Source organism: Agromyces sp. GQ35 (assembly GCF_059758475.1).
The window spans coordinates 614,107-636,234 of sequence record NZ_JCAXEO010000001.1; the positions used below are offsets into that span (position 1 = coordinate 614,107).

Annotated in this window: 22 protein-coding genes; 7 read left to right on the forward strand and 15 right to left on the reverse strand. The window is 69.8% G+C overall.

The genetic code is table 11. The annotated features are described in order from the left end of the window. Positions 1–3 precede the first annotated feature (3 nt). On the forward strand, positions 4–1,176 hold the full coding sequence (locus AC6CH0_RS02835) for a hypothetical protein (RefSeq protein ID WP_498098177.1): 1,173 nt from the start codon (positions 4–6) through the stop codon (positions 1,174–1,176). A gap of 120 nt (positions 1,177–1,296) precedes the next feature. Here AC6CH0_RS02835 and AC6CH0_RS02840 read toward each other — a convergent pair whose 3' ends face one another. The 6 genes from AC6CH0_RS02840 to paaA form a co-directional block, all read right to left on the reverse strand. Continuing rightward, positions 1,297–2,082, reverse strand: coding sequence for an enoyl-CoA hydratase/isomerase family protein (locus tag AC6CH0_RS02840; protein WP_498098178.1), 786 nt, complete (start codon positions 2,080–2,082; stop codon positions 1,297–1,299). Positions 2,083–2,131: 49 nt separating this feature from the next. Continuing rightward, complete coding sequence (gene paaE, locus AC6CH0_RS02845; RefSeq protein ID WP_498098179.1) at positions 2,132–3,286, reverse strand: 1,2-phenylacetyl-CoA epoxidase subunit PaaE; 1,155 nt, start codon at positions 3,284–3,286, stop codon at positions 2,132–2,134. A gap of 170 nt (positions 3,287–3,456) precedes the next feature. Beyond that, positions 3,457–3,957, reverse strand: a complete 501-nt coding sequence (gene paaD / locus AC6CH0_RS02850; protein WP_498100996.1) for a 1,2-phenylacetyl-CoA epoxidase subunit PaaD — start codon at positions 3,955–3,957, stop codon at positions 3,457–3,459. A gap of 65 nt (positions 3,958–4,022) precedes the next feature. Then, the gene (gene paaC / locus AC6CH0_RS02855) at positions 4,023–4,832 is read right to left on the reverse strand and encodes a 1,2-phenylacetyl-CoA epoxidase subunit PaaC (protein ID WP_498100998.1); all 810 of its coding nucleotides are present in this window, start codon (positions 4,830–4,832) and stop codon (positions 4,023–4,025) included. 128 nt (positions 4,833–4,960) lie between these two features. Beyond that, a complete protein-coding gene (gene paaB, locus AC6CH0_RS02860; RefSeq protein WP_498098180.1) occupies positions 4,961–5,266 on the reverse strand; it encodes a 1,2-phenylacetyl-CoA epoxidase subunit PaaB in 306 nt (101 codons plus the stop codon). 61 nt (positions 5,267–5,327) lie between these two features. Next, a complete protein-coding gene (gene paaA, locus AC6CH0_RS02865; RefSeq protein ID WP_498098181.1) occupies positions 5,328–6,311 on the reverse strand; it encodes a 1,2-phenylacetyl-CoA epoxidase subunit PaaA in 984 nt (327 codons plus the stop codon). A 151-nt stretch (positions 6,312–6,462) separates the two neighbouring features. On the opposite strand from paaA, the gene paaI reads away from it, so the two are divergent. The 3 genes from paaI (at position 6,463) to AC6CH0_RS02880 (ending at position 9,018) form a co-directional block, all read left to right on the forward strand. Beyond that, entirely contained in the window at positions 6,463–6,885 is a 423-nt protein-coding gene (gene paaI / locus AC6CH0_RS02870; RefSeq protein ID WP_498098182.1) for a hydroxyphenylacetyl-CoA thioesterase PaaI, read from the forward strand. A 43-nt stretch (positions 6,886–6,928) separates the two neighbouring features. Then, positions 6,929–8,272 carry a phenylacetate--CoA ligase PaaK gene (gene paaK, locus AC6CH0_RS02875; RefSeq protein ID WP_498098183.1) on the forward strand — a complete coding sequence of 448 codons (1,344 nt, stop codon included), beginning with the start codon at positions 6,929–6,931 and terminating at the stop codon, positions 8,270–8,272. A 116-nt stretch (positions 8,273–8,388) separates the two neighbouring features. Then, on the forward strand, positions 8,389–9,018 hold the full coding sequence (locus AC6CH0_RS02880; protein ID WP_498098184.1) for a TetR/AcrR family transcriptional regulator: 630 nt from the start codon (positions 8,389–8,391) through the stop codon (positions 9,016–9,018). Positions 9,019–9,127: 109 nt separating this feature from the next. Here the strand turns inward: AC6CH0_RS02880 and AC6CH0_RS02885 are convergent, their stop codons facing one another. The 5 genes from AC6CH0_RS02885 to AC6CH0_RS02905 form a co-directional block, all read right to left on the reverse strand. Continuing rightward, positions 9,128–9,892: an ABC transporter permease gene (locus AC6CH0_RS02885; RefSeq protein WP_498098185.1), complete on the reverse strand. Its 765-nt coding sequence runs from the start codon at positions 9,890–9,892 to the stop codon at positions 9,128–9,130. Next, positions 9,889–10,623, reverse strand: coding sequence for an ABC transporter ATP-binding protein (locus AC6CH0_RS02890; protein ID WP_498098186.1), 735 nt, complete (start codon positions 10,621–10,623; stop codon positions 9,889–9,891). Before AC6CH0_RS02890 ends, AC6CH0_RS02885 begins: the two co-directional genes overlap by 4 nt. Beyond that, positions 10,616–11,200 carry a TetR/AcrR family transcriptional regulator gene (locus AC6CH0_RS02895; protein ID WP_498098187.1) on the reverse strand — a complete coding sequence of 195 codons (585 nt, stop codon included), beginning with the start codon at positions 11,198–11,200 and terminating at the stop codon, positions 10,616–10,618. Before AC6CH0_RS02895 ends, AC6CH0_RS02890 begins: the two co-directional genes overlap by 8 nt. A gap of 114 nt (positions 11,201–11,314) precedes the next feature. Further along, the gene (locus tag AC6CH0_RS02900) at positions 11,315–11,974 is read right to left on the reverse strand and encodes a response regulator (protein WP_498098188.1); all 660 of its coding nucleotides are present in this window, start codon (positions 11,972–11,974) and stop codon (positions 11,315–11,317) included. 11 nt (positions 11,975–11,985) lie between these two features. Then, entirely contained in the window at positions 11,986–13,029 is a 1,044-nt protein-coding gene (locus AC6CH0_RS02905) for a sensor histidine kinase (protein WP_498098189.1), read from the reverse strand. Positions 13,030–13,157: 128 nt separating this feature from the next. On the opposite strand from AC6CH0_RS02905, the gene AC6CH0_RS02910 reads away from it, so the two are divergent. Continuing rightward, positions 13,158–14,285, forward strand: a complete 1,128-nt coding sequence (locus AC6CH0_RS02910; protein WP_498098190.1) for a hypothetical protein — start codon at positions 13,158–13,160, stop codon at positions 14,283–14,285. On the opposite strand, the gene AC6CH0_RS02915 is transcribed toward AC6CH0_RS02910, so the two are convergent. After that, entirely contained in the window at positions 14,246–14,449 is a 204-nt protein-coding gene (locus AC6CH0_RS02915) for a hypothetical protein (protein WP_498098191.1), read from the reverse strand. The genes AC6CH0_RS02910 and AC6CH0_RS02915 overlap by 40 nt on opposite strands. Positions 14,450–14,566: 117 nt before the next feature. On the opposite strand from AC6CH0_RS02915, the gene AC6CH0_RS02920 reads away from it, so the two are divergent. Further along, complete coding sequence (locus tag AC6CH0_RS02920) at positions 14,567–15,637, forward strand: LLM class flavin-dependent oxidoreductase (RefSeq protein ID WP_498098192.1); 1,071 nt, start codon at positions 14,567–14,569, stop codon at positions 15,635–15,637. A 4-nt stretch (positions 15,638–15,641) separates the two neighbouring features. Here AC6CH0_RS02920 and AC6CH0_RS02925 read toward each other — a convergent pair whose 3' ends face one another. The 3 genes from AC6CH0_RS02925 to AC6CH0_RS02935 all read right to left on the reverse strand — a co-directional run bounded on the left by AC6CH0_RS02925 (position 15,642) and on the right by AC6CH0_RS02935 (position 19,533). After that, on the reverse strand, positions 15,642–15,833 hold the full coding sequence (locus AC6CH0_RS02925; protein ID WP_498098193.1) for a helix-turn-helix transcriptional regulator: 192 nt from the start codon (positions 15,831–15,833) through the stop codon (positions 15,642–15,644). Further along, the gene (locus AC6CH0_RS02930; RefSeq protein WP_498098194.1) at positions 15,830–16,252 is read right to left on the reverse strand and encodes a hypothetical protein; all 423 of its coding nucleotides are present in this window, start codon (positions 16,250–16,252) and stop codon (positions 15,830–15,832) included. The genes AC6CH0_RS02925 and AC6CH0_RS02930 overlap by 4 nt, the downstream gene beginning before the upstream one ends. 182 nt (positions 16,253–16,434) lie before the next feature. Continuing rightward, on the reverse strand, positions 16,435–19,533 hold the full coding sequence (locus AC6CH0_RS02935) for a DUF5979 domain-containing protein (RefSeq protein ID WP_498098195.1): 3,099 nt from the start codon (positions 19,531–19,533) through the stop codon (positions 16,435–16,437). Between the two features lie 402 nt (positions 19,534–19,935). Here AC6CH0_RS02935 and AC6CH0_RS02940 point away from each other — a divergent pair, with 402 nt between their 5' ends. Beyond that, complete coding sequence (locus AC6CH0_RS02940) at positions 19,936–22,038, forward strand: RecQ family ATP-dependent DNA helicase (protein WP_498098196.1); 2,103 nt, start codon at positions 19,936–19,938, stop codon at positions 22,036–22,038. Positions 22,039–22,128 lie beyond the last annotated feature (90 nt).

Here is a 22,128-nt window from a genome sequence, read left to right on the forward strand (position 1 = left end):
AGGGTGAACAGAGAACCGTCGGTGAAGCACGCGTCACTCGATACCCGCCCGTTGCTCGCACCCGTTCGTCGTGCCGAGGTTCGCGAATACGACGTGCTGAACGGATTCCGCCGACCCGGCCCCGGCACCCCACTCGTCGGGGTCATCGTGATGATCTTCCTCCTCGGGATGGCAATCGTGCTCGTCGCGCTGCTCATCGCATTCGTCTTGATGCTCGTGCTCGGTGCATTCGCCGAGATGCCGGGGTTCGCGGTGCCGTTCGAAGCGATCATGCCCGTCGCCGTGGTCGGTGCGGCAGTGCTCGTCGCGCTCATCGCGTTCTCCTCGGCGAAGGCCAAGGGCGTCAGCGACGAGATGCGGTACCGGGTGAGTCGATTCGCCGCCGCGAACGAGCTCGAGTTCGTGCCGAAGCTCGCCGACCCGGAGCTGCCCGGCATGATCTTCTCCCTCGGCGGCGAACGCGTGGCGAGCGAGATCGTGCGGCTGAAGCAGCCGCGCCCCGTCGAGATCGCGAACTACCGCTACACGATCACGAGCACGAAAACGCACGAGACCTTCGGCTGGTCGTACATCGCGATCACCCTCGGCCGGCAGTTGCCGCACATCGTGCTCGACTCGCGTGACAACAACTCGAAGCTGCTCGGCTCGAACCTGCCGGTGCCGCTCGCGCTCTCGCAGCAGTTGTCGCTCGAGGGCGACTTCGACCGCCACTTCACGCTGCACTGCCCCGACGGCTACGAGGCCGACGCGCTCTATCTGTTCACCCCCGACATCATGGCTCGCTTCATCGACACGAGTTCCAAGTTCGACGTCGAGATCGTCGACGATCGGGTGTTCCTCTATTCGCACATCTCTCGGCCCTTCTCGAGCGCCGACCCCGAGATGTGGCACTGGGTCTTCACGACCGTCGATGCGCTGAACGAGAAGTTCGACCAGTGGGAGCGCTGGCGCGACGAGCGCCTGGGCGAGAGCACCTCGAGCACCTCGAGCGCCTCGAGCGCTTCGAGTGCTTCGAGTGCCTCGGCGCAGGCGGAAACGCCGATGCGAGGTTCGAAGATCCCGAAGGGCGTCGCTCCTCAGGGCAGACGCCTTCGACACCGCATCCCGCTGCTCGCGGTGCTGCCGATCGTCGCCATGGTTGGCGTCTGGTTCCTCATCCCACTGCTCGAACGCTGACCGCCGCGGCGCCCCTCCGCCCGTCTCGGCCACTCGCCGGTCGAGGAGCGACGAAGGAGCGTATCGAGACCCCCAGCCGAGATCTCGATACGCTCGCTGGCGCGCGCTCCTCGATCGGCGTCAGGCGCGGCCGGTGAACGCCGGCTTGCGCTTCTCCTGGAACGCGGCGAAGCCCTCGCGGTAGTCGGAAGTGTCGCAGAGCGCGGCCTGAGCCCGGTTCTCCTCGGCCATCGACGCCCAGAGGCCGAGTCGGTCGTCACGGAGCGCGGCGACGAGCCGCTTCGACGCGACGAACGCCTGGGTGGCACCGGATGCCGCGGCGCGAGCCGCAGCGCGGGTGGTATCCGTCACCTCGTCGGCGGGGAACACCTGCGAGAACAGGCCGGCTGCGACCGCCTCGGCGCCCGACATGAGCCGGCCGGTCACGATGAGATCCATGGTGCGGTGCGCGCCGAGACGTTCGACGAAGAGCGCGTGGCCGCCCGAGTCGAGCGTCGCCCCGAGGTTCGCGAACGGCGAGCCGATCTTCGCGGAGTCGGCGACGTAGACGATGTCGCTGGCGATGAGCAGGCCGAGGCCGACGCCGAGGCACGCACCGTGCGCGACGGCGAACGTCGGCGCCGGGAATCCGGCCATGCGCTGCAGCAACGGCTCGACGAGGCCGCCGAGGTAGCCGAGCACGTCGTCTTCACGAGGGTCGACCCCCGAGATGTCGCGGCCCGCGCAGAATGCGCGCCCCTCACCGCGCAGCACGAGCGCCCGCACCTCGCCGAGCTGCGACATCCGCTCGGCCTCCGTGTAGGCCGCCGACAGCTCGGCGATCGCCGCCGGGTCGAGTGCGTTGAGCCTGTCGGGCGCGTTCAGCACGACCTCGGCGACGCCGTCGTGCACGCTCAGTTCGATCATGATGCTCCGTTCACCGGGTCGCCGTCGACCCGTTCGCAGGGTACCGGCGTCACACGTCGTAGTCGACGACGACGCGGTCGGACTTCGGGTGGGACTGGCAGGTGAGCACGTACCCGCGCTCGAGCTCATCGGGTTCGAGCGCGTAGTTCTCGGTCATCGCGACGTCGCCCGTGACGAGTCGCGCACGGCAGGTGCCGCAGACGCCGCCGGCGCACGCGAATGGCACGTCGGGTCGCACGCGGAGCGCCGCGTTGAGGATCGACTCGTTCGCCGAGACCGGGCTCTCGACCGTCGACGACTGGCCGTCGAGCGTGAACTCGATTGCGACCGTCGGCTCGCCGCGCTCGACGACGATGGGGCGACCGCGCTCGCCTTCGACGCGGTCGGCGGTGTCGGTCGTGAACAGTTCGTAGCGCACGTGCTTGACGGGCACGGATGCCTCGGCGAGCGTGTCGCGCGCGAGCTGCACGAGATCGAACGGACCGCACAGGAACCATTCGTCGACCGTCGCCGGCGGAATCAGCACCTCGAGCATGCGCTCGAGCTTCTCGGCGTCGATGCGTCCGGAGAGGAGCGGTGCGGTGCGCTGCTCGCGAGAGAGCACATGGTGCAGGGCGAGCCGGGCGGGGTAGCGATCCTTCAGCTCGGCGAGCTCTTCGAGGAACATCACGTCGCGGGTCGACCGGTTCGTGTAGACGAGCGTGAAGCGCGCCGTCGCCGAGCGCGCGAGCACCGTGTGCGCGAGCGCCATGAGCGGGGTGATGCCCGAGCCCGCCGCGATGCCGACGATGTGCTTGCCGTCGAGGTCGTCGAGTGTCGAGGTGAAGGTGCCCTCTGGGCTCATCACGTCGAGGGTGTCGCCGGCCTTGAGCTGCTCGTTCGCCCAGCTCGAGAAGCGACCGCCGAGATCGCGCTTGATCGCGACCGAGACGCTGCCCCGGGTCGGCGGCCGGCAGATCGAGTAGCTGCGTCGCAGTTCCTTGCCGTTGAGCGTCGCGCGGATGGCGACGTACTGGCCGGGCAGGTAGCTGTAGTCGTCGGCGAGCTCGTCGGGAACGTCGAAGGTGACCTCGACCGCGTCGTCGGTGAGCGGTCGCACCTCGGCGACCGTGAGCTCGTGGAATCGCGCGCGACGTCGCTTCTGCACGCCTTTGGTGGACGGAGACTCGCCGCCGACGGCGCTCTTCAGGAACGCGGACGCCATCGCCTCATCAGCAGACGCCGGTCGGGTAGCGCCCGACGAAGGAGGGCGCGTATCGAGATTCGTTTGCGGGGTCTCGATACGCTCGCTGGCGCTCGCGAGATCTCGATACGGCGCTGACGCGCCTACTCGATCCGCTGCTCGACCGACCGACCCGAGGTTGCGCGCGGCCATCAGAGCACCTTGAAGTAGTCGAAGGGCTCGAGGCAGTCGCGGCACTCGTAGAGCGCCTTGCACGACGTCGAGCCGAAGCGGGCGAGCTCGCGGGTGTTCAGCGAGTTGCAGCGCGGGCACTTCACCACGAGCTGCAACCGCACCGGCCCCGAGCCGCGGGCAGCGGCGTTGCCGGTCGGCGCCTGGATGCCGTAGCGACGCAGCTTCTCCTTACCCGCCTCGCTCATCCAGTCGGTGGTCCACGCGGGGGCGAGCACGAGGTCGACACGCACCTCGTCATACCCGGCGTGGGTGAGCGCGAGCAGCACATCGTCGCGCATGGCGTCGAGCGCGGGGCATCCGCTGTACGTGGGGGTCAACTGCACGCGCACGGCACCGTCGTCGCCGACCTCGACCGCGCGCAGCACGCCGAGGTCTTCGATCGTCAGCACGGGGATCTCGGGGTCGGTCACGGTCGCGGCGACCTCCCACGCGCGACGTGCAGCCGGGTCGGCCGGCACCGGCCGGGCGACGGATGCCTCGCGGCCGGCGCTTTCGCGCGTGGCGCGTGCCTCGGCGAGCGCGGTCACCACGACGCCCCCGGGTGCGCGCGGGCGAGCACCTGCATCTCGGCGAGGAGCGGACCGAGGTGCTCGGTGTGGCGCCCTTCGCGACCGCGGCCGGCGGCGACGAACGCCATGCGGCCCGACGGCAGTTCGAGCTCCGCCTCGGCGAGCACCGCCGCGACGACCGCGTCGAACGGCTCGCGAAGGGTCGACGGCAGCACGGAGACGCCGCTCGCGGCGAGCCGCTCGACGAGCTCGTCGTCGGCGAACAGCTCATCGATGTACGGCCAGGTGTCGGTGATCGCGGCGATCATGCGGCGACGCGATTCGTCGGTGCCGCCGGCGAGCCGCAGCACCCACTGCGTGGCGTGGTCGCGGTGGTAGTCGACCTCTTTCAGCGACTTCGCGGCGATCGCCGCGAGCGTCGGGTCGGTCGAGTCCGCGAGCTGCGTGTACAGCTCGACCAGGTACGCGGATGCCACGAGCTGCCGTGCGATCGTGTGTGCGAAGTCGCCGTTCGGCTGTTCGAAGAGCCAGGCGTTGCGCCACTCGGGCTCGTCGCGCCAGTAGGCGAGGTCGTCTTCGCTGCGACCGGACGCGGTGCCCGCGTAGTGCAGCAACGAGCGGGCGTGGCCGATGAGGTCGAGCGCGATGTTGCCGAGGGCGACGTCTTCTTCGAGTTCGGGCGCGCGCGCGATCCACATGCCGAGCTGCTGGGCGAGCACGAGGGCGTCGTCGCCCAGGCGCAGCGCGTACTCCGCTGCATCCGCCGACGCCACCTGGCCCTCGCCGCCCGCGAACGCACCGGTGAACTCCTCGGCGAGCTTCAGCTCGTCGACGGAGACGTGACCGTGGGCATCGTCCGCCGATCGAGTAGCCGACGCAGGAGGCGTATCGAGATCCTCGTGCGGGGTCTCGATACGCGGCTTCGCCGCTACTCGACCGGCGTGCTGCTCGCTCACAGGTGCTTCACCCCTTCGCTCTTCGTGTAGTACACGGCGTGCCGGTAATTCTTGCCGGCCGGGCTCTCGAAGAAGGCGCCCTTCGCGTCGGGGTCGCTCGTCGTGATGGCGTCGGCGGGCACGACCCAGATCGAGATGCCCTCGCCCCGTCGCGTGTAGAGGTCACGCGCGTTGCGCACGGCCATGTCGGGATCGGGCGCGTGGAGCGAGCCCACGTGCACGTGCGAGAGTCCGCGGTTCGCTCGCACGAACACCTCCCAGAGGGGCCAGGCTTCGGTGCCGGTTTCGCCGGGGGTGCTCATCTCGACTCCTTGGTCTCGATACGCTCGCTGGCGCTCGTTACTCGACCGGCGTCGGCGCGCATCACGCCACCGCCCCGGCGGCTGCGAGCGCCTGCTCGGCCTGCTTGCGTGCGTACTCGGCCGCAGCCTCGCGCACCCACGCACCGTCTTCGTGTGCCTCGCGCCGACGGCGGATGCGCTCCGCGTTCGCGGGGCCACGGCCGGCGAGCACCTCGTTGAACTCGGTCCAGTCGATCTCGCTCATGTCGTACTGCTTGGTCTCTTCGTTCCACGCGAGGTTCGGGTCGGGCAGGGTGACGCCGAGCACCTCGGCCTGCGGCACGAGCATGCCGACGAAGCGCTGCCGCAACTCGTCGTTCGAGAAGCGCTTGATGTTCCACGCCATCGACTGCGCCGAGTTCGGCGACTCGTCGTCGGGCGGCCCGAACATCATGAGCGACGGCCAGTACCAGCGGTTCACGGCGTCTTGCGCCATCTCGCGCTGCGCCTCGGTGCCCTGCATGAGTTCGAGGAGGATCTCGAAGCCCTGCCGCTGGTGGAAGGACTCCTCTTTGCAGATGCGCACCATCGCGCGCCCGTACGGGCCGTACGAGGCGCGGCACAACGGCACCTGGTTGCAGATGGCAGCGCCGTCGACGAGCCAGCCGATCGCACCCATGTCGGCCCACGTCGGGGTGAGGTAGTTGAAGATCGACGAATAACGTGCTTTGCCAGCAATGAGCTGGGCTGTCATCTCTTCGCGCGAGATGCCGAGGGTCTGCGCCGCCGAGTAGAGGTAGAGCCCGTGGCCCGCCTCGTCTTGCACCTTCGCCATGAGGATCGCCTTGCGCTTCAGGCTCGGCGCGCGTGAGATCCAGTTCGACTCGGGCTGCATGCCGATGATCTCGGAGTGCGCGTGCTGGCTGATCTGGCGGATCAGCGTCTTGCGGTACGCGTCGGGCATCCAGTCGCGCGGCTCGATGCGCGAATCCTTGGCGATGAGGTCGTCGAACAGCGCTTGCTCGGTCTCGTTCTCGACCACGCTGAGGTCAGCGGGAGAGGTCATCGTCGACTCCTGTGTCGTCTGCGGTTCGCACTGGCATTCGGGCGCATGTCTTCGCCCGGCATTACTAACCGATCGTTCAGTTAGTATATAGTCATCTCGAGCGCCGCAGCAACGGCGTGCGAACTCGCATGAACTCGATGAGGAGCTTCAGATGACGGATGCCCCGACCGCCGCCGCGCCGAACCGCGCCATGATGCAGCGAGATCTCGCCTCCGCCGCCCTCGGCATGGTCGTCGAACGAGACGAACCCGGCCTCGCCGTCGTGTCGATGCTCGTGCGCGACGACATGACCAACGGGTTCCGCATCACCCACGGCGGCCTGGTCTTCACGCTGGCCGACACGGCCTTCGCCATCGCCTGCAACGAAGACGACACGATCACCGTCGCGGCGGGCGCCGACATCACTTTCCTGAAGTCCACGGTCGCGGGCCAGACGCTCACGGCGACCGCGGTTCGCCGCACCCGAAGCGGCCGCACGGGCCTCTACGACGTCTCGGTCGTCGACGAGCGCGGCGAACCCGTCGCCGAGTTCCGCGGCCGTTCGATCTCCACCAACCGATCGCCGGTCGAGTAGGCGCGCAGCGCCGTATCGAGACCCTCACCCTCCGGAGCACCCAGTGTCGACGACGACCTCCTCCCCCACCGTCTCGGGTCTGACCCCCGCATCCCCCGACGAGCTCGATCCCGAAGAGCGGATGTCCCGTGCCGAGGTCGAGGCCCTGCAGCTGGAGCGTCTGCAGCAGACCGTGCGGCACGCCTACGAGCACGTGCCGCTGTACACGAAGAAGTTCGACGACGCCGGCGTGCACCCCAGCGACATCCGCTCGCTGTCGGATGTCGCGAAGCTGCCCTTCACGACGAAGGAGGACCTGCGCCAGACCTACCCGTTCGGCATGTTCGCCGTGCCGATGGAGCAGGTCGCGCGCATCCACGCCTCGAGCGGCACCACCGGTCGGCCCACGGTCGTCGGGTACACGAAGGGCGACCTCGACCGCTGGGCGACGCTCATCGCGCGGTCGCTGCGGGCGAGCGGCATCCGGCCCGGCATGAAGGTGCACAACGCCTACGGCTACGGGCTCTTCACGGGCGGGCTCGGCGCGCACGCCGGCATCGAGAAGCTCGGAGCGACCGTCATTCCGATGTCGGGCGGGCAGACCGCGCGGCAGGTGCAGCTCATCGTCGACTTCGAGCCCGATGCGATCCTCTGCACGCCGAGCTACCTGCTGACGATCGCCGACTGCATGGTCGAGCAGGGCATCGACCCCCGTTCGACGTCGCTGAAGGTGGCCGTGCTCGGCGCCGAACCGTGGACGAACGAGATGCGCCACGAACTCGAGCAGCGCCTCGGCATCGACGCGCTCGACATCTACGGCCTGAGCGAGGTCATGGGGCCGGGCGTCGGCAACGAGTGCCTCGAGACGAAAGACGGGCCGCACCTCTGGGAAGACCACTTCCTCCCCGAGATCATCGACGGCGAGACCGGCGCGCAGCTGGCCGACGGCGAGATGGGCGAACTCGTGTTCACGTCGCTCACGAAAGAGGCGTTCCCCGTCATCCGCTACCGCACCCGCGACCTCACGCGTCTGCTTCCCGGCACCGCGCGGCCCGGCATGCGCCGCATCGAGAAGATCACCGGACGCAACGACGACATGATCATCCTGCGCGGCGTGAACCTCTTCCCGACCCAGATCGAGGAGATCGTGCTCGGCATCGAGCAGCTCACGCCGCACTTCATCCTCGAGCTCACCCGCACGGGCACGATGGACGACCTGACCGTGCGCATCGAGCGGCACCCCGACCTCGACGTCGACGTCTGCCGGGCCGCCACGGTCGTGCTCGCCAAGCGCATCAAGGAGGGCATCGGGTCGACCGTCGCCGTGTGCCTCGAGGAGCCGGGCGCCCTGCCGCGCAGCGAGGGCAAGTACAAGCGCGTCTACGACCTGCGCGCAACTGAGCGTTGAGCGGGTCGCCGGTTGAGCGGGTCGCCGAAGTGACGCGAATCGAGGCTCATCGGCGAGAGAACGTCGATTCGCGTCACTTCGCGGTTGCGCGGGTCGAGGATGGGAGACTGAGGGCGATGTCTGAGAACGGATCACTTCGACGCGGGCGCCCTGGCTACGACCAGCAGGGCATCCTCGAAGTCGCCGTCGCCGCCTTCAATCAGTACGGCTACGACGCGACCTCCATGGGCGTGCTCGCCGACCGCCTCGGTCTCTCGAAGTCGGCGATCTACCACCACTTCGCGTCGAAGGACGAGATCCTCGAACGCGCGCTCGACGATGCGTTGAGCGCGCTCGAAGGCGTTCTGCGCGAAGCGGATGCCGCGGGCGGGCGGGCCTCCGACCGAGTCGACCAGGTGCTGCGCGGCGCCGTGCACGTGCTCGTCTCGAAGCTCGCGAACGTGACGCTGCTGCTGCGGGTGCGCGGCAACACCGAGGTCGAACGCCGCGCCCTGGCTCGCCGTCGCGCCTTCGACAAGGCGGTCACCGCCCTCGTCGAGGAAGCGCAGACCGAGGGCACACTGCGCTCGGACATCGATGCGAGCGTCGTCTCGCGTCTGCTGTTCGGCATGATCAACTCGATCGTCGAGTGGTACCGCCCCGGCGGCCGCGAGGACGCCGACAAGCTCGCCGACGACGTCATCGCAGTGGCACTCGACGGCCTGCGCATGCCGACCTCGAATCGCGTCGACGAGCTGCTCGGCTGAACACCCCGCCGGTCGAGTAGCGACCGACGAAGGAGGCCGCGTATCGAGACCCAGGCAGGGGAACGCCTCACTCCGCTCCCTGGCGCCACCGCTCACGGGCACTGCCTCCTCAGCGGTCGAGCTGCAGACGCGACCAGCTCAGTGCGCACAGCGCTCCGAACGCGAGCGGCACGCTCGGCACGATGGCGAGGCTCGCAACCGGCACCGCGCCGGGGTCGATCGCCCAGAGCGCGGGCGCGACGAGCGGCACCCAGGCGCCGATGCCGATCACGGCCATGACCTGGGCGACGACGATCAGGCCGACCGTGGCCGCGATCCCGGGCAGCAGCCCGCGCCCGAGGGTGGCGACCCACGCCGCGGGCACGGCGACGAGCGCGGTCAGCACCACGAGCACGGGAACCCGCACGAGTTCGATGACGCCCGAGGCATCCGTCGCGGCGTAGCCGAACGCGAGACCGAGCGCCGCGACGGCCGCGGTGAGCACCACCGCGACGCCGACCGACCACGCGAGGTACACGACGAGCTTCGCGGCGGCGATCGTCGAGCGGCGCACCGGCAGTGCGAAGAGGTTGCCGACCGTGCCGTCGGCGAATTCGCGACCGAACAGCCAGCTGAGCGCGACACCGAAGGCGAGCAGGCCACCGGCTGCCGTGATCTGCGCGACCACCCCGACGAGCCCTGCCCAGCCGCCGAGGCCGGCGAGCGGGCCGAGCTTGGCGAGCACCTGCGCATCGCCCGACGCCGCGCCGAAGAGCATGCCGAGCGCGAGCAGGCCGACGCCGATCACGAGGATGACGGTGATCGAGAGCATGACCCGCGACGCCGCAGCCTTGCGCGCCTCGATCGCGACAGCCGTGCCGAAGAGGGTGCTCATGCGGCCCCCTCCCTGTGCTGGTCGTCGGCGTGCAGCATCGCGAAGAAGGCGCGCTCGAGATCGACGCCCGCCGGGTCGAGCGAACCGATCGCGCGCCCGGCGTTGACGACGGTGATGCGGTCGGCGATGCGCGCGACCTCGTCGAGGTGGTGGCTCGAGACGAGGATGCCGGCCCCGGCCCTCGCCCGTCGGAGCATGGCCTCGCGGAGCAGGATCACCCCTGCCGGATCGAGCGCGTTCGTCGGCTCGTCGAGCACGATGAGCGCCGGGTCGTGCTGCAGCGCCGCGGCGAGGCCGATGCGCTGACGATTGCCGAGCGAGAGGCGGCTTGCCCGAACGCCCGCATACCGGGCCAAGTCGAACTCGATGATCGCCCGGTCGACGAGCTCGCCGGCCGCGCGGCGATCGATGCCGTGCAGGCGTGCGGCGACGATGAGGTTCGACCTGCCGTCGAGTTCGGCGTAGGCGAGCGGATGCTCCACCAGCTGCCCCACTCGAGCCCAGACCGACGCCGGGGCATCCGCGATCTCGATGCCGTCGATGTGCACGGTGCCCGACTGCGGGCGGAGCATGCCGAGCGCGAGGCGCATGAGCGTCGTCTTGCCGGCGCCGTTGAGGCCGACGATCGCATGGATCTCGCCCGGTGCGATGGTGAGGTCGACGCCGTGCACGCCGGCGCCGCCCGCGAACTCGCGCACGAGACCCCGCGCGTCGAGCCGCAGGTCAGTCATGGCGCACGTCGATCACGTCGAGGGCGCGCTCGATCGAGTCGGCGAGGGTGTCGGACTCGCGCTCGGCCCACGAGAACATTCCGGCTACGAGGGCGGCGAGCACGGATGCCGCGGCGACCCGCGCGACCTCCGGCGCCGCGCCATCCGCCACCAGCTGCTCGACGATCGACTGCTCGGTGTTGCCCGTCGAGCGCCACATCGCGCCTCGGAGCGACGGAGTCTGCGCGACGAGACGCACGCGACGCCGGATCAGTGGCGCCTCGGGCTCGGGCACGGCGCGCCAGGCGGCGCGCACCCCGCGAGCAGCGCGCAGGAACGGGGCATCCGTCCGCGGTTGCGTGCCGATCGCGGCGATGAGCAGCGGGTCGTACGGGTCATCGAGGAGCAGGTGCTCCTTCGCCGGAAAGTGCCGGAAGAACGTCATCTCGGTCACGCCGGCGGCGCGAGCGATCTCGTCGACGGTGGTCGACTCGTAGCCCTGGCGTTCGAAGAGTTCGAGCCCCACCTCGATGAGCGCCGCATGTGTTCGCTCGCGCTTCGACGGGCGCGGCGACGGCGCATTCTTCGCGAGGGTCATCCCATAATGTTAGTCGCTCACATTCTCTGGGACAACGGCCGGAGTCCGTATCCGGGCGGGGCTGAGGTTCCGGTCGCCGGCATCGTCGCGACCGGGTACGGCTGGGGATGGGATTCACCGACCCGTTCGCTGTGAGCCCCGGCCGGCCTCGGCGCGGCCCGTCGACCACGCCCAGGCGGCGATCGCGACGCGGTTGGGCGCGTCGAGCTTGCGTCCGATGTTCGCGACGTGGTTCTTCGCGGTGCCGGCGCTGATGAACAGGTCATCGGCGATCTCCGCGTTGGTCCTCCCCTGCGCGACCAGCCGCACCACCTCGAGCTCCCGGTCGCTGAGGTTCGCATCATCGCCGGCCGGAGTCGGCGGGGCCACCACATGGCGGAGCAACCGCACGGTGAGTTGTGGGCTGATCAGGGTGTCGCCCGACATGGCGGCACGGATCGCCTCGACCAGCAGCGCGGGCCCGGAACGTTTGAGGAGGAATCCCGACGCGCCATTGCGCAGCGCGGCATAGACGTACTCATCGAGATCGAAGGTGGTCACCACGATCACGCGAGTGCGCTCGACGACCTCGGGACCGGCGAGAGCCAGTGTCAGGTCCAGCCCGTCGAGCCCCGGCATGCGAATATCGGCGAGCACCACGTCGGGTCGCAGTCGCCGCGCCAACTCGAGGGCGGCGGTGCCGTCGGGGGCCTCGCCGACCACGGCCATGTCGGGCTGGGCGTCCAGCACCATGCGGAAGGCATCCCGGATCCCGCGCTGGTCGTCGGCGATCACGAGCCGAATCGTCACGCTGTCGCTCCTCGGTCGATGTTCTGTGACAGTGGCAGGGCGACGGTCACCTGCCAGCCTCGCGGTGGCCGGGGCCCTGCCTCCACACTGCCGCGGAGGCGCTCGACCCGATCGGCCATGGCGGCGAGGCCGAGTCCGCCGACGGGTGGGCGTGCAGTCGCCGATCGCCCATCACCGTCGTCGATGATCGACACGAGCAGTCGCGCGCCGACTTCGTTCAGAGCGACGGTCACCTGCGTCGCCCCGACGGCATGGCGGCGTATGTTCGTGAGCGCTTCGACCACGGCCCGGTACGCTTCCGCGCCGATCGTCGCGTCGACGTCACTGGTCAGTCGTCGATCGACCACTGCAGCGACCTCACCGGCGGAGGCGAACCTCCGCACCAGTTCGTCGATGTCATCGATGCCACCCCGGGTGAGTCGGACGGGATCCCGGCCTTCGCCCAACGCGTGCACGGTCTGGTCCATCGACTCGAGGGCTCGCAGCCCGGCGGCCTCGATCTGCCCGAGCAACTCAGCCACTCGCGGGTCGCCCAACGGCAGCACCGCGGCACCGGCCTGCGCCCGCGCGACGATCTCGCTGATGTCGTGGGCGACGAAGTCGTGCAGATCCAGCGCGAGTCGCAGCCGCTGCTCCGCCCGCGCGAGGGCGATGGCCCGCGTCCGCTCGGCCGCGGCCCAGCACAGATACCAGGCGACCGTGCCTGCGGCCAGCGAGGGAATCAGCCAGACCGCGCTCGCGAACACCGCATCCAGGGGCGGTTCGTCGGAGAGGAAGCGCTGCACCCACAGCGCCGACCCGGCGGCGGCGAGCGACCCGGCCACCGCCGCCCCTCGCGGAGGCGACCAACGGACGACGACGAACACGAGGCCGGCGAGCACGAGCGGCTCGACGAGAAGCCACGCCGCGCCGTTCTCGGTCCGGCGCGTCGTGAGCAGGCCGGTCCGGACCAGCACGGTGATCACGACCGAGATCGACCCGGCAACAGCCACGGCCACGGTTACGGCTGTGGAAGCGGCGGCCGAGCCTCGTCGATCCATGGAAGACGAGCCTACGGGCTCGGGTCCGGCCGCCACCGTGTCGATCGGCATGAGTTCGCGAGCCGGCGCCGGCGTGATGTGCCGAACGGCATATGGCCTTCGGGGGTCGGCCGGTCGAGGCTTGAACCATGAGACGAACCTGGACTGCGTGGATCGGATACGTCGTGGCCGCGTGGTCGGCCGCGTACGGAGCGCTCGGCGTGTGGTGGTCGCTCGGCGGCGGCGGCTTCCCGTTCGGAACGGGAGACCCCGAGCTGATGGCCGAGCCGAGCGCCGCGGTCAAGGTCTCACTGCTGGGGCAGGCCACCCCTGAGGTCGCAGGCCCGATCATCGCCGCGATCGGGCTCGCCGGCGCGGTCGTCGCGATCATCATGGCGCGAGGCGTTGCCGGACGCTGGGCGCGCCGGCTGCTCCCCGCCTACGCCTGGCTGCTCGCGATCGTCTTGACGGTCGGCATCCAGGACTATCGGACGCTGGTCGTGTTCGCCTACACGCCGATCCTGGCGATCGCCAAGCTGCTCGGGGTCTGGCCCGAGGGAAGCGGATGGGGCGACCTCTACCTGGCACCACGAGTGAACCTGTTGATCTGTCTGCTCGCGGGAATCGGCTGGGCGTTGACCGCGGTCGCCTACCGTCGCCGCGTCGAAGGCTCCTGCGGCGTCTGCGGGCGCACGGGTGCGGACGAACGGTCCTTCGTGGATCGTTGGGGACGGCGCGCCACGTGGATCGCGATCGCCGCGCCGCTGATCTACTGCGCCACCCGGTGGGCATGGGCGCTCGGATTCTCGCTCGGCATGGACCCGGACGCCTACCAGGAGGGCAAGGATCAGGGCCTGTGGATGGCCGGCGCCGCCCTGGCGTCGTTCGGGATCATCGGGGCGGTGCTGACGCTCGGTCTCATCCAGCGCTGGGGCGAGGTGTTCCCGCGGTGGATGATCGGCCTTCGCGGCCGACGGGTGCCGCCGATGCTCGCCGTCGTGCCCGCGATACTCATCTCGGTCCTGGTGACCTCGGCGTCGTTCATGTACCTGCGGATCGTGCTCGTCGACGGGATCACCGCCGAGACCTGGGCGTTCAACCTCCCCGAGGTGTTCTTCTCGGTGTGGGGTGCTGCGCTCTTCGTGAGCGCCCTCGCCTATCGACGCCGGAGGCACGGGCCGTGCGAGGCGTGCGGCCTCGGGGCCGCCCTCGCGCCGAGCGACCCCAGCACCGCCGGTCAGCTCGTCGCGACTCTGCCGCCGCGCGGCGTTCGCTGAGCGTCGGCGACGCGTCGACCTGCGGCTCGGGCGCGCAACCGCGAGGCGCCCGGCCGTTCGCCTTCGAGCCGCTCGGCCAGCATGCGCCGCCGCTCGAGATCACGCGTCAACTGCGCGTCGTGCGCGGCCTGCAGATGGGGGAAGGTGATTTCCGAGATGAACATGTCGACTCCTGTGTGTGTATGTCTCGAGATTCCTCTCTAAGGGGGCCACCGGGCATCCGGTGATCGCCCTATTCATCGCACTGACCTGCCCGGCTCTCTGAGGTAGGGAATGGTCGGATGCCTCAGAGCGCTGTAGTCAAGGTGAAGCAACGCATCGGATTCCTCTCCTTCGGCCACTGGCATCCGTCGCCGCAATCGGGCACGCGCACCGGCGGCGATGCGCTCGTGCAGTCGATCGAGCTCGCCGTGGCGGCCGAGGAGCTCGGCATCGACGGGGCCTTCTTCCGCGTGCACCACTTCGCGCGCCAGCTCGCTTCGCCGTTCCCGCTGCTCGCGGCGATCGGCGCGCGCACGAACCGTATCGAGATCGGCACGGGCGTCATCGACATGCGCTACGAGAACCCGCTCTACATGGCCGAGGAGGCTGCGGCGGCCGATCTCATCAGCGCCCACGCCGGCGGCGAGGGCCGCCTGCAGCTGGGCGTCAGCCGCGGGTCACCCGAGACGGCGCTCGACGGCTCCCACGCGTTCGGCTTCGTTCCGCCCGAGGGTGAGACCGACGCCGATCTGGCCCGTGCCAAGACCGAACTCTTCCGGGCGGCGATCGCCGGCGCGGGCGTCGCCCCCGCAAACCCGCAGATGACCGGATCGAGCGGGCTGTTGCCGATCCAGCCGCAGTCGCCCGGGCTCGCCGACCGCATCTGGTGGGGGTCAGGCACCCGCGCGACGGCGAAGTGGGCAGCCGAGCAGGGCATGAACCTCATGAGCTCGACCCTGCTCACCGAAGACACCGGCGTGCCGTTCGACGAACTGCAGGCCGAGCAGATCCGGATCTACCGCGACGCGTGGGCCGACGCCGGGTGGGAGCGCGCCCCGCGGGTGTCGGTGTCGCGCAGCATCCTGCCGCTCATGAACGACGAGGACCGCAGGTATTTCGGCGAGCGCGAATCATCCGATGCCGAGGATCAGGTCGGATACCTCGACGGCGGCCTCGCCCGGTTCGGCAAGAGCTACATCGGCGAGCCCGACAAGATCGCCGCCGACCTCGCGAACGACGCCGCCGTCGCGGCATCCGACACGCTCATCGTGACCGTGCCCAACCAGCTGGGTGTCGCCTACAACACCCGATTGCTCGCCGCCATCGCGGAGCATGTCGCGCCCGCGATCGGCTGGGCGCCGGCGGACTGACGCGTTATTCATCCGTGAAGATGCCCTCGATCGGCAGGTCGAACAGCTTGGCGAGACGGAACGCGACCGGGAGGCTCGGGTCGAACTTGCCCGTCTCGATCGCGTTGATCGATTGCCGAGAGATGCCGACGCGCTGAGCGAGGTCGGATTGCGTCCACGCGTGTTCGGCCCGGAGTTCCGCGATGCGGTTCTTCATCGGTACCTGATCTTGCCGACGACGACCGAGAGCAGGTAAACGGCTCCGAGGAGCACGGGGAACAGCGCGATGTCGAGGTCGTCGGCGACCAGGCCGGCGGCGTCCGCGACGACGTACGCGAACCCGAGGACCCACCCTGCTCCGAGCGTGACCGCGAGCGCGTCCAGGATGATCTTGCGCCACAGGTCGTCCTGTGTTCGAAGAAAGCGAGCGAAGGCGATGATCCAGGCGATGCCGACGACGACGTTCACGATGACCGCGGCCCAGCTCGCTGCCGGTTGCTCCTGCGCATCCCACACGAGCTCGGGGCCGAACCTGGCCGCAGCGAGGGTCGCCACCCAGGCGAGGGTCCAGAGCGCGAACTGCACGGTGGTTCTGTTCTGGTCCCGGTAGCGTGCCGTCTCGTCGGGTTCGTTCACGGGATGCCTCGTTCCATTCGCCTTGGTCAAGTTCACTTGACACGATAGGCAGCGGACACCATGAAGTCAAGCTTGCTTGACACTTCATCGGCACGGTCGACGACCGCTCCGAGCATGCAGGGATGGATGAAGGCCGGGCCGCGCACCGGGGGATACGCGACCCGACCTTCAGCGCGGGACCGCTACGCGCGGCGGCGGCGGGCCGCGGCCAGGAGCAGCAGCGCGGCACCGAACGCAAGCACGAGCGCCCCGCCGGCCACGGCCGGCACGAGGCCGTCGACGCCCGTCGACGCGAGGCCCGCGGCGGGGTGTCGTTCGAGCGTGTTCGTCAGCACGATCTCCGCGACCGTGCCGTCGCCGATCACGACGACGCCCTCACTGAAGGCGGCGCCGGCCCAGCTGGCACCCTCGACCGCGGCAGGGGTGAGCTCGGTGAGCGTCACCTCCGCACCGAAGGGGATCGCCTCGCTCGTCACGGCGTCGCCGCCGGCCGAGAGGGTGAGCAGGCCGGCACCGCCGGAGAAGCCCGCGCCGGCAGGGTACTCGTAGCGCACGGTGAAGGTCGCGTCACCCGGCAGCATCGAGGCACCGGAGCCGGTGACCGCCTTGCGCACCGAGAGGAACCCGTCGTTCAGGTGCAGCGTGTTCACCGCGAGCAGCTCGGTCTGCTGGTCCTTGCCGATGACGAAGGTGTTCGACTCGGTGAACTGCACCGCACTCCAGGTGCCGCCGACGACGGCCTCGGGGGCGACCTCGAGCACGGTCACGACCGCCCCTGCCGGGATGTCGTCGACCGTCACGCTCGTGCCGTCGGCGGGCACGGTGACCTCGGTCGGCTCGAGGGCGTCGAAGCTCGGGCCGGCCGCGTACTCGTAGGTGAAGGTGTACTCGCGGTCGGAATCGACGAGGTGCGAACCGCTGCCCTCGACCCGCTTCTGCAGGGCGAAGGAGCCGACGTCGCGCGTGATCGTATTGGTGAGTTCGACGTCGACGGTCGTGCCGTCGCCGATCGTCACGGTGTCGGCCGAGAAGACCGGCGTCGCGGCCCAGGTGCCGCCGACCACCGGCTGGGGCGCGAGCTCCGCGAGGTGCAGCACGGCGCCGTAGGGCAGCGGGTTGCTGGTCGAGACGGACCCGTCGGCCGTCACGACGAGATCGCCTTCACCGGCGGCGAAGCCGATGCCGGCCTCGTAGGCGTAGTGGATGGTGAACGTGTCGGTCGCCGGTACCAGCTCCGCACCGGTGCCGTCGATCGCCTTCCGCGCGGAGAAGTACCCGGCATTCAGCGTGAGCTCGTTGTCGAGGTCGATCGTGATGCGGTTGCCGGCGACCACCATGAAGGTCTTCTGGCTGAAGACCGGCTCGGCCCACGTGCCGCCCTCGATCTTCTCGAGCACTTCCTCGAGGGTGACGGTCGCGCCGGCCGGCAGGTGCTCGACGACGGTGGCCGCGCCTCCCGCGGTCACCTCGACGACGCCGCTGCCTGCTTCGTAGACGCCGCGTTCAAGGTCGGCGGGGTACGACCACTCGACGGTGAACGTCGGGTCGTCGACCAGCCCGGCGGCGTTGCCGTCGAGGCGCTTGACGATCTCGAAGTCGCCGTAGTCGCGGGTGAGCGTGTTGGTCACTGCGACCTCGACGTCGGGGCTGGTCTCGTCGACGACGACACGAGCCGGCTCGATCACCGGCGGTTGCCACGTCGCCCCGGGCACGACGGCCGGAGCACTCTCCGAGAACTCGACCACTGCGCCGATGGGCAGGTTCGGAATCTCGACGCGTTCGCCGTCGATCGGCAGCTCGATCGAACCGCCACCCTGGGGGATGCCCTTGGCGGGGTCTGCGGCCCACCGGTAGTTCAGGGTGAAGGTCGTGTCTTCGGGGATGCGCATGCCGTCGTCGTTCACGACGGTCTTGTGGGCCGTGAGCGAGCTCTTCTGCAGCGTCGCGCGATTCTGCAGGCGGATCTGGGTGACCGCGCCGAGGTTGCGGTCGGCCGACGAGAACGTCAACTCGAGTCGCTCGCTCTCCGAGCCGTCGGGCAGCACGAAGACCGGGTCGGCCCACGTGACGTTCGACGGGTCGACGGGCATGATCTCGTCGAGCGTGATCGTGGTGCCCTTGAAGAGCTCCTCGCTGAGGAACGACTGCCCGGCGTGCAGCGCGATGGTGCGCTGCTCGGTCACGGCGCCGTCGAGCGTCGCGGTGTAGTTCACCGTGAACTCGGGGGTGAGCGAGGTGTCACCGGCGAGCTCCTTGGTGAGCTGGAACTTGCCGAAGTTGCGGCCGACCACGGTTCCCGAGCCCGACACACGCGTCGCGGAGCCGGTCGTGGAGCCGGACTCGGCGCCCTCGACGGTGTACTTCGCGGTGTTCTGGTACGTCTTGGCCTTGCCTTCGTCGAGCACCTTCACGGTCCAGACGACCTCGTACATCGAACCGCCGATGCCCTGCTGACCCTCTGGCGCACCGGCGCCGAGCCCGCTCACCGAGGTGAATTCGACACGCAGTCCGTCGGCGGAGACGGTGACCTCCGACGCGGGCTTGGCCGCGAAGACCGGGTTCTGGCGTCCGAGCGAATCGTAGGAGAGCGAACGGGCCTCGTACACGACGGGGGTGCCGATGAGCTCGAATGCGCTGGGGTCGAGCTGATCCTCGACGACGATGTCGCGGCCGGCGGGGATGCCGTCGGCTCCGCCGGGCACGCCGACCCACCAGCTGATGGTGTCCTGCAGGTTTTGGTACGAGCCGCCCTTCCATGCGCCCCAGCCGCCGAACTCGCAGTTCTCGAAGCACCGGCTCGGGTTGGGGCCCACCGTGACGGTGTCGCTGATGTCGCCGAACTCGAACACGTGCTCTTCGGTCTCGAGGTTCTCGAGCCACACGTTCACCCGGAAGTTGAACTCCCCCTGCATGTCGAGCTCGTGCCCGTCGATGTATGCGGGATCGACGGTGCACGTGACGCTCGAACTCGAGACGACGCACTCCCCGGCGGCGTTGCCGTCGGGGTCGAGCATCGCGAATCGGTCCTCGTGGCCGCTGAGGCCTTCGGGCAGGTCGATCGTCACGGCGACCGGGTTCGCAGCTTCACCGGGAACGCTCCACTTGACGGTGACCTCCTGCTGGCTGCCGTCGTCGAATTCGTCGTGCACGAATGCCACGTCGTCGATCGAGATCGGCGTGCCCGCCGCCGCGTGAGCGGCGGAGCCGATCATGAGCACGTTCGCGGTGACCATCAGCACCAGGCAGATTGCGAACGCGAGCACCGCCCGGACGCTGGTCAAGCGTTCACGGGATGACCCGATCACGTCGTTCTTCACAGTGTTTCCCTTTCTCCACGGACGCCTCACGTGGGGCTCGACGCATTGGCGTCGGCTCCACATATCCGGGAGGGAGGCACGACCGACGACTCCTGCGCGCTGGGTGACGCGCAGGCGTGCCGGTGCAAGGGCGCGCAGCGGCGCCGGTGCGGGCGTGTGGGTGCACGCCGGTCGGGCTGGTCCTCTCGGGTGAGGACGGGCGGCTGTTCATTGCCGCCACCTTAGAGATGACGGATGACGCGATTCATGACGCGGCATTCGGCAGAAACTTTCCTGAACGCGTCGCAGCCGCCGAATCCCGCCGCTGCACGACCCGTCACCGGATCGTCCAGCCGCCTGTCGGCGGCGTGCAGCAGAGTGGACGCCATGACCCTCGCCGCACCGCCCGCCGACACCCGCGCCGCCGCCCTCGTCGCCCTGCGCGAACTCGTGGGGCGAGACGACGCCGACTTCCACGACGGCCAGTTCGAGGCGATCGACGCGCTCGTCGAGGGGCGCCGACGCGCCCTCGTCGTGCAGCGCACCGGATGGGGCAAGTCCGCGGTGTACTTCGTCGCGACGCTGTTGCTGCGCCGCCAGGGGGCGGGGCCCACGGTGCTCGTCTCGCCGCTGCTCGCGCTCATGCGCGACCAGATCGCCGCCGCCGAACGCGCCGGGGTTCGTGCCGTGGCGATCAATTCGACGAATGCGCACGAGTGGAGCGACGTGCTCGCCCAGCTCGACCGCGACGAGGTCGACGTGCTGCTGGTCTCACCCGAACGGCTCAACAACCCCGCCTTTCGCGAGCAGCAGTTGCCGGCCCTCGTGCGCCGCATCGGCATGCTCGTCGTCGACGAGGCGCACTGCATCAGCGACTGGGGCCACGACTTCCGGCCCGACTACCGACGGCTGCGCGACCTGATCGCGCAGATGCCGGCCGAGGTGCCGGTGCTCGCGACCACGGCGACGGCGAACAGCCGGGTGGTCGCCGACGTCGCCGAGCAGCTCGGCTCGGCGGGAGAGGTGCTCACGATTCGCGGGCCGCTCGCCCGGGCATCGCTGCGACTCGGCGTGCTGCGGCTGCCCGACTCCCCTAGCCGGCTGGCGTGGCTGCTCAGCCACCTCGACGACCTCCCCGGCTCGGGCATCATCTACACGCTGACCGTCGCCGCGGCCAACGACACCGCCCGCCTCCTGCGCCAGCGGGGGCATGAGGTGCGCGCATACACCGGGCAGACCGACACCGACGAGCGCACCGAGTCCGAGGGCATGCTGAAGCGCAACGAGGTGAAGGCGCTCGTGGCAACGAGCGCGCTCGGCATGGGCTTCGACAAGCCCGACCTCGGCTTCGTGCTGCACCTCGGCGCGCCATCCTCGCCCGTCGCCTACTACCAGCAGGTGGGCCGTGCCGGCCGCGCGAGCGAGAGCGCCGACGTGCTCCTGCTGCCCGGCACCGAAGACGGCGCCATCTGGCACTACTTCGCGACCGCGTCGATGCCCGATCAAGAGCGCGCGGAGCGCGTCATCGGCGCGCTCTCCGACGTGCCCGTCTCCACGCCCGCGCTCGAGGCGATGGTCGATATCCGCCGCACGCCGCTCGAGTTGCTCCTCAAGGTGCTCGACGTCGATGGCGCGGTGCGCCGGGTGCAGGGCGGTTGGGTCGCGACCGGCGAGCCCTGGGTGTACGACGCCGAGCGCTATCGTCGCATCGCGGCCGAGCGCGAGGCCGAGCAGCAGCACATGATCGAGTACGAGCAGACCGGCGCATGCCGCATGGAGTTCCTGCAGCGTTCGCTCGACGATGAAACGGCCGCGCCCTGCGGGCGGTGCGACAACTGCGCGGGCGTCTGGTACCCGCGCGAGATCGAGGCCTCCGCGAGTGCTTCGGCTGCCGAGTCGCTCGACCGCGTCGGAGTGCCGATCGAGCCGCGACGGCAGTGGCCCACGGGAGCCGACCGGCTCGGCGTGCCCGTGAAGGGACGCATCGCTCCCGCCGAGCAATCGGGCGAAGGCCGGGCGCTCGCCCGACTCACCGACCTCGGCTGGGGCGGCACGCTGCGCGAGCTGTTCGCAGCCGGTGCGCCCGACGCTCCCGTTTCACCACAGGTGCTCGCTGCGTGCGTGCGCGTGCTCGCCGACTGGGGCTGGGCCGAGCGCCCCGTCGCGGTCGTCGCGATGCCCTCGCGTTCGCGCCCGCTGCTCGTCGACTCGCTCGCCCGCGGACTCGCCGAGGTCGGGCGGCTGCCCTACCTCGGGGCACTCTCGCCCGCGGGCGACGGCCCCACTGGGCAGCCGGGCGGCAACAGTGCGTTCCGCCTCGCCGGGCTCTGGCAGCGCTTCACCGCCGACGGCCTCGAGGTGCCGACCGGTGGGGTGCTGCTCGTCGACGATCAGGCCGACAGCCGGTGGACCCTGACGATCGCCGCACGCGAGCTGCGCCGCGCCGGAGCGAGCGAGGTGCTCCCGTTCGTGCTCGCGCTGCGCGGCTGACCACCCCGTCGATCGAGTAGCGACCGACGAAGGAGGACGCGTATCGAGACCAGCCCCTGAGGCGCAGGGTCTCGATACGCTCGCTCCTCG

Coding starts and splice junctions, on each gene's coding strand:
- AC6CH0_RS02840 (WP_498098178.1), bottom strand. CDS start 2,082: ATGATCGAACTGAGCGTGCACGACGGCGTCGCCGAGGTCGTGCTGAAC.
- paaE (WP_498098179.1), bottom strand. CDS start 3,286: ATGGCGTCCGCGTTCCTGAAGAGCGCCGTCGGCGGCGAGTCTCCGTCC.
- paaB (WP_498098180.1), bottom strand. CDS start 5,266: ATGAGCACCCCCGGCGAAACCGGCACCGAAGCCTGGCCCCTCTGGGAG.
- paaA (WP_498098181.1), bottom strand. CDS start 6,311: ATGACCTCTCCCGCTGACCTCAGCGTGGTCGAGAACGAGACCGAGCAA.
- paaI (WP_498098182.1), top strand. CDS start 6,463: ATGACGGATGCCCCGACCGCCGCCGCGCCGAACCGCGCCATGATGCAG.
- AC6CH0_RS02880 (WP_498098184.1), top strand. CDS start 8,389: ATGTCTGAGAACGGATCACTTCGACGCGGGCGCCCTGGCTACGACCAG.
- AC6CH0_RS02885 (WP_498098185.1), bottom strand. CDS start 9,892: ATGAGCACCCTCTTCGGCACGGCTGTCGCGATCGAGGCGCGCAAGGCT.
- AC6CH0_RS02890 (WP_498098186.1), bottom strand. CDS start 10,623: ATGACTGACCTGCGGCTCGACGCGCGGGGTCTCGTGCGCGAGTTCGCG.
- AC6CH0_RS02895 (WP_498098187.1), bottom strand. CDS start 11,200: ATGACCCTCGCGAAGAATGCGCCGTCGCCGCGCCCGTCGAAGCGCGAG.
- AC6CH0_RS02905 (WP_498098189.1), bottom strand. CDS start 13,029: ATGGATCGACGAGGCTCGGCCGCCGCTTCCACAGCCGTAACCGTGGCC.
- AC6CH0_RS02910 (WP_498098190.1), top strand. CDS start 13,158: ATGAGACGAACCTGGACTGCGTGGATCGGATACGTCGTGGCCGCGTGG.
- AC6CH0_RS02915 (WP_498098191.1), bottom strand. CDS start 14,449: ATGTTCATCTCGGAAATCACCTTCCCCCATCTGCAGGCCGCGCACGAC.
- AC6CH0_RS02920 (WP_498098192.1), top strand. CDS start 14,567: ATGCCTCAGAGCGCTGTAGTCAAGGTGAAGCAACGCATCGGATTCCTC.
- AC6CH0_RS02925 (WP_498098193.1), bottom strand. CDS start 15,833: ATGAAGAACCGCATCGCGGAACTCCGGGCCGAACACGCGTGGACGCAA.
- AC6CH0_RS02940 (WP_498098196.1), top strand. CDS start 19,936: ATGACCCTCGCCGCACCGCCCGCCGACACCCGCGCCGCCGCCCTCGTC.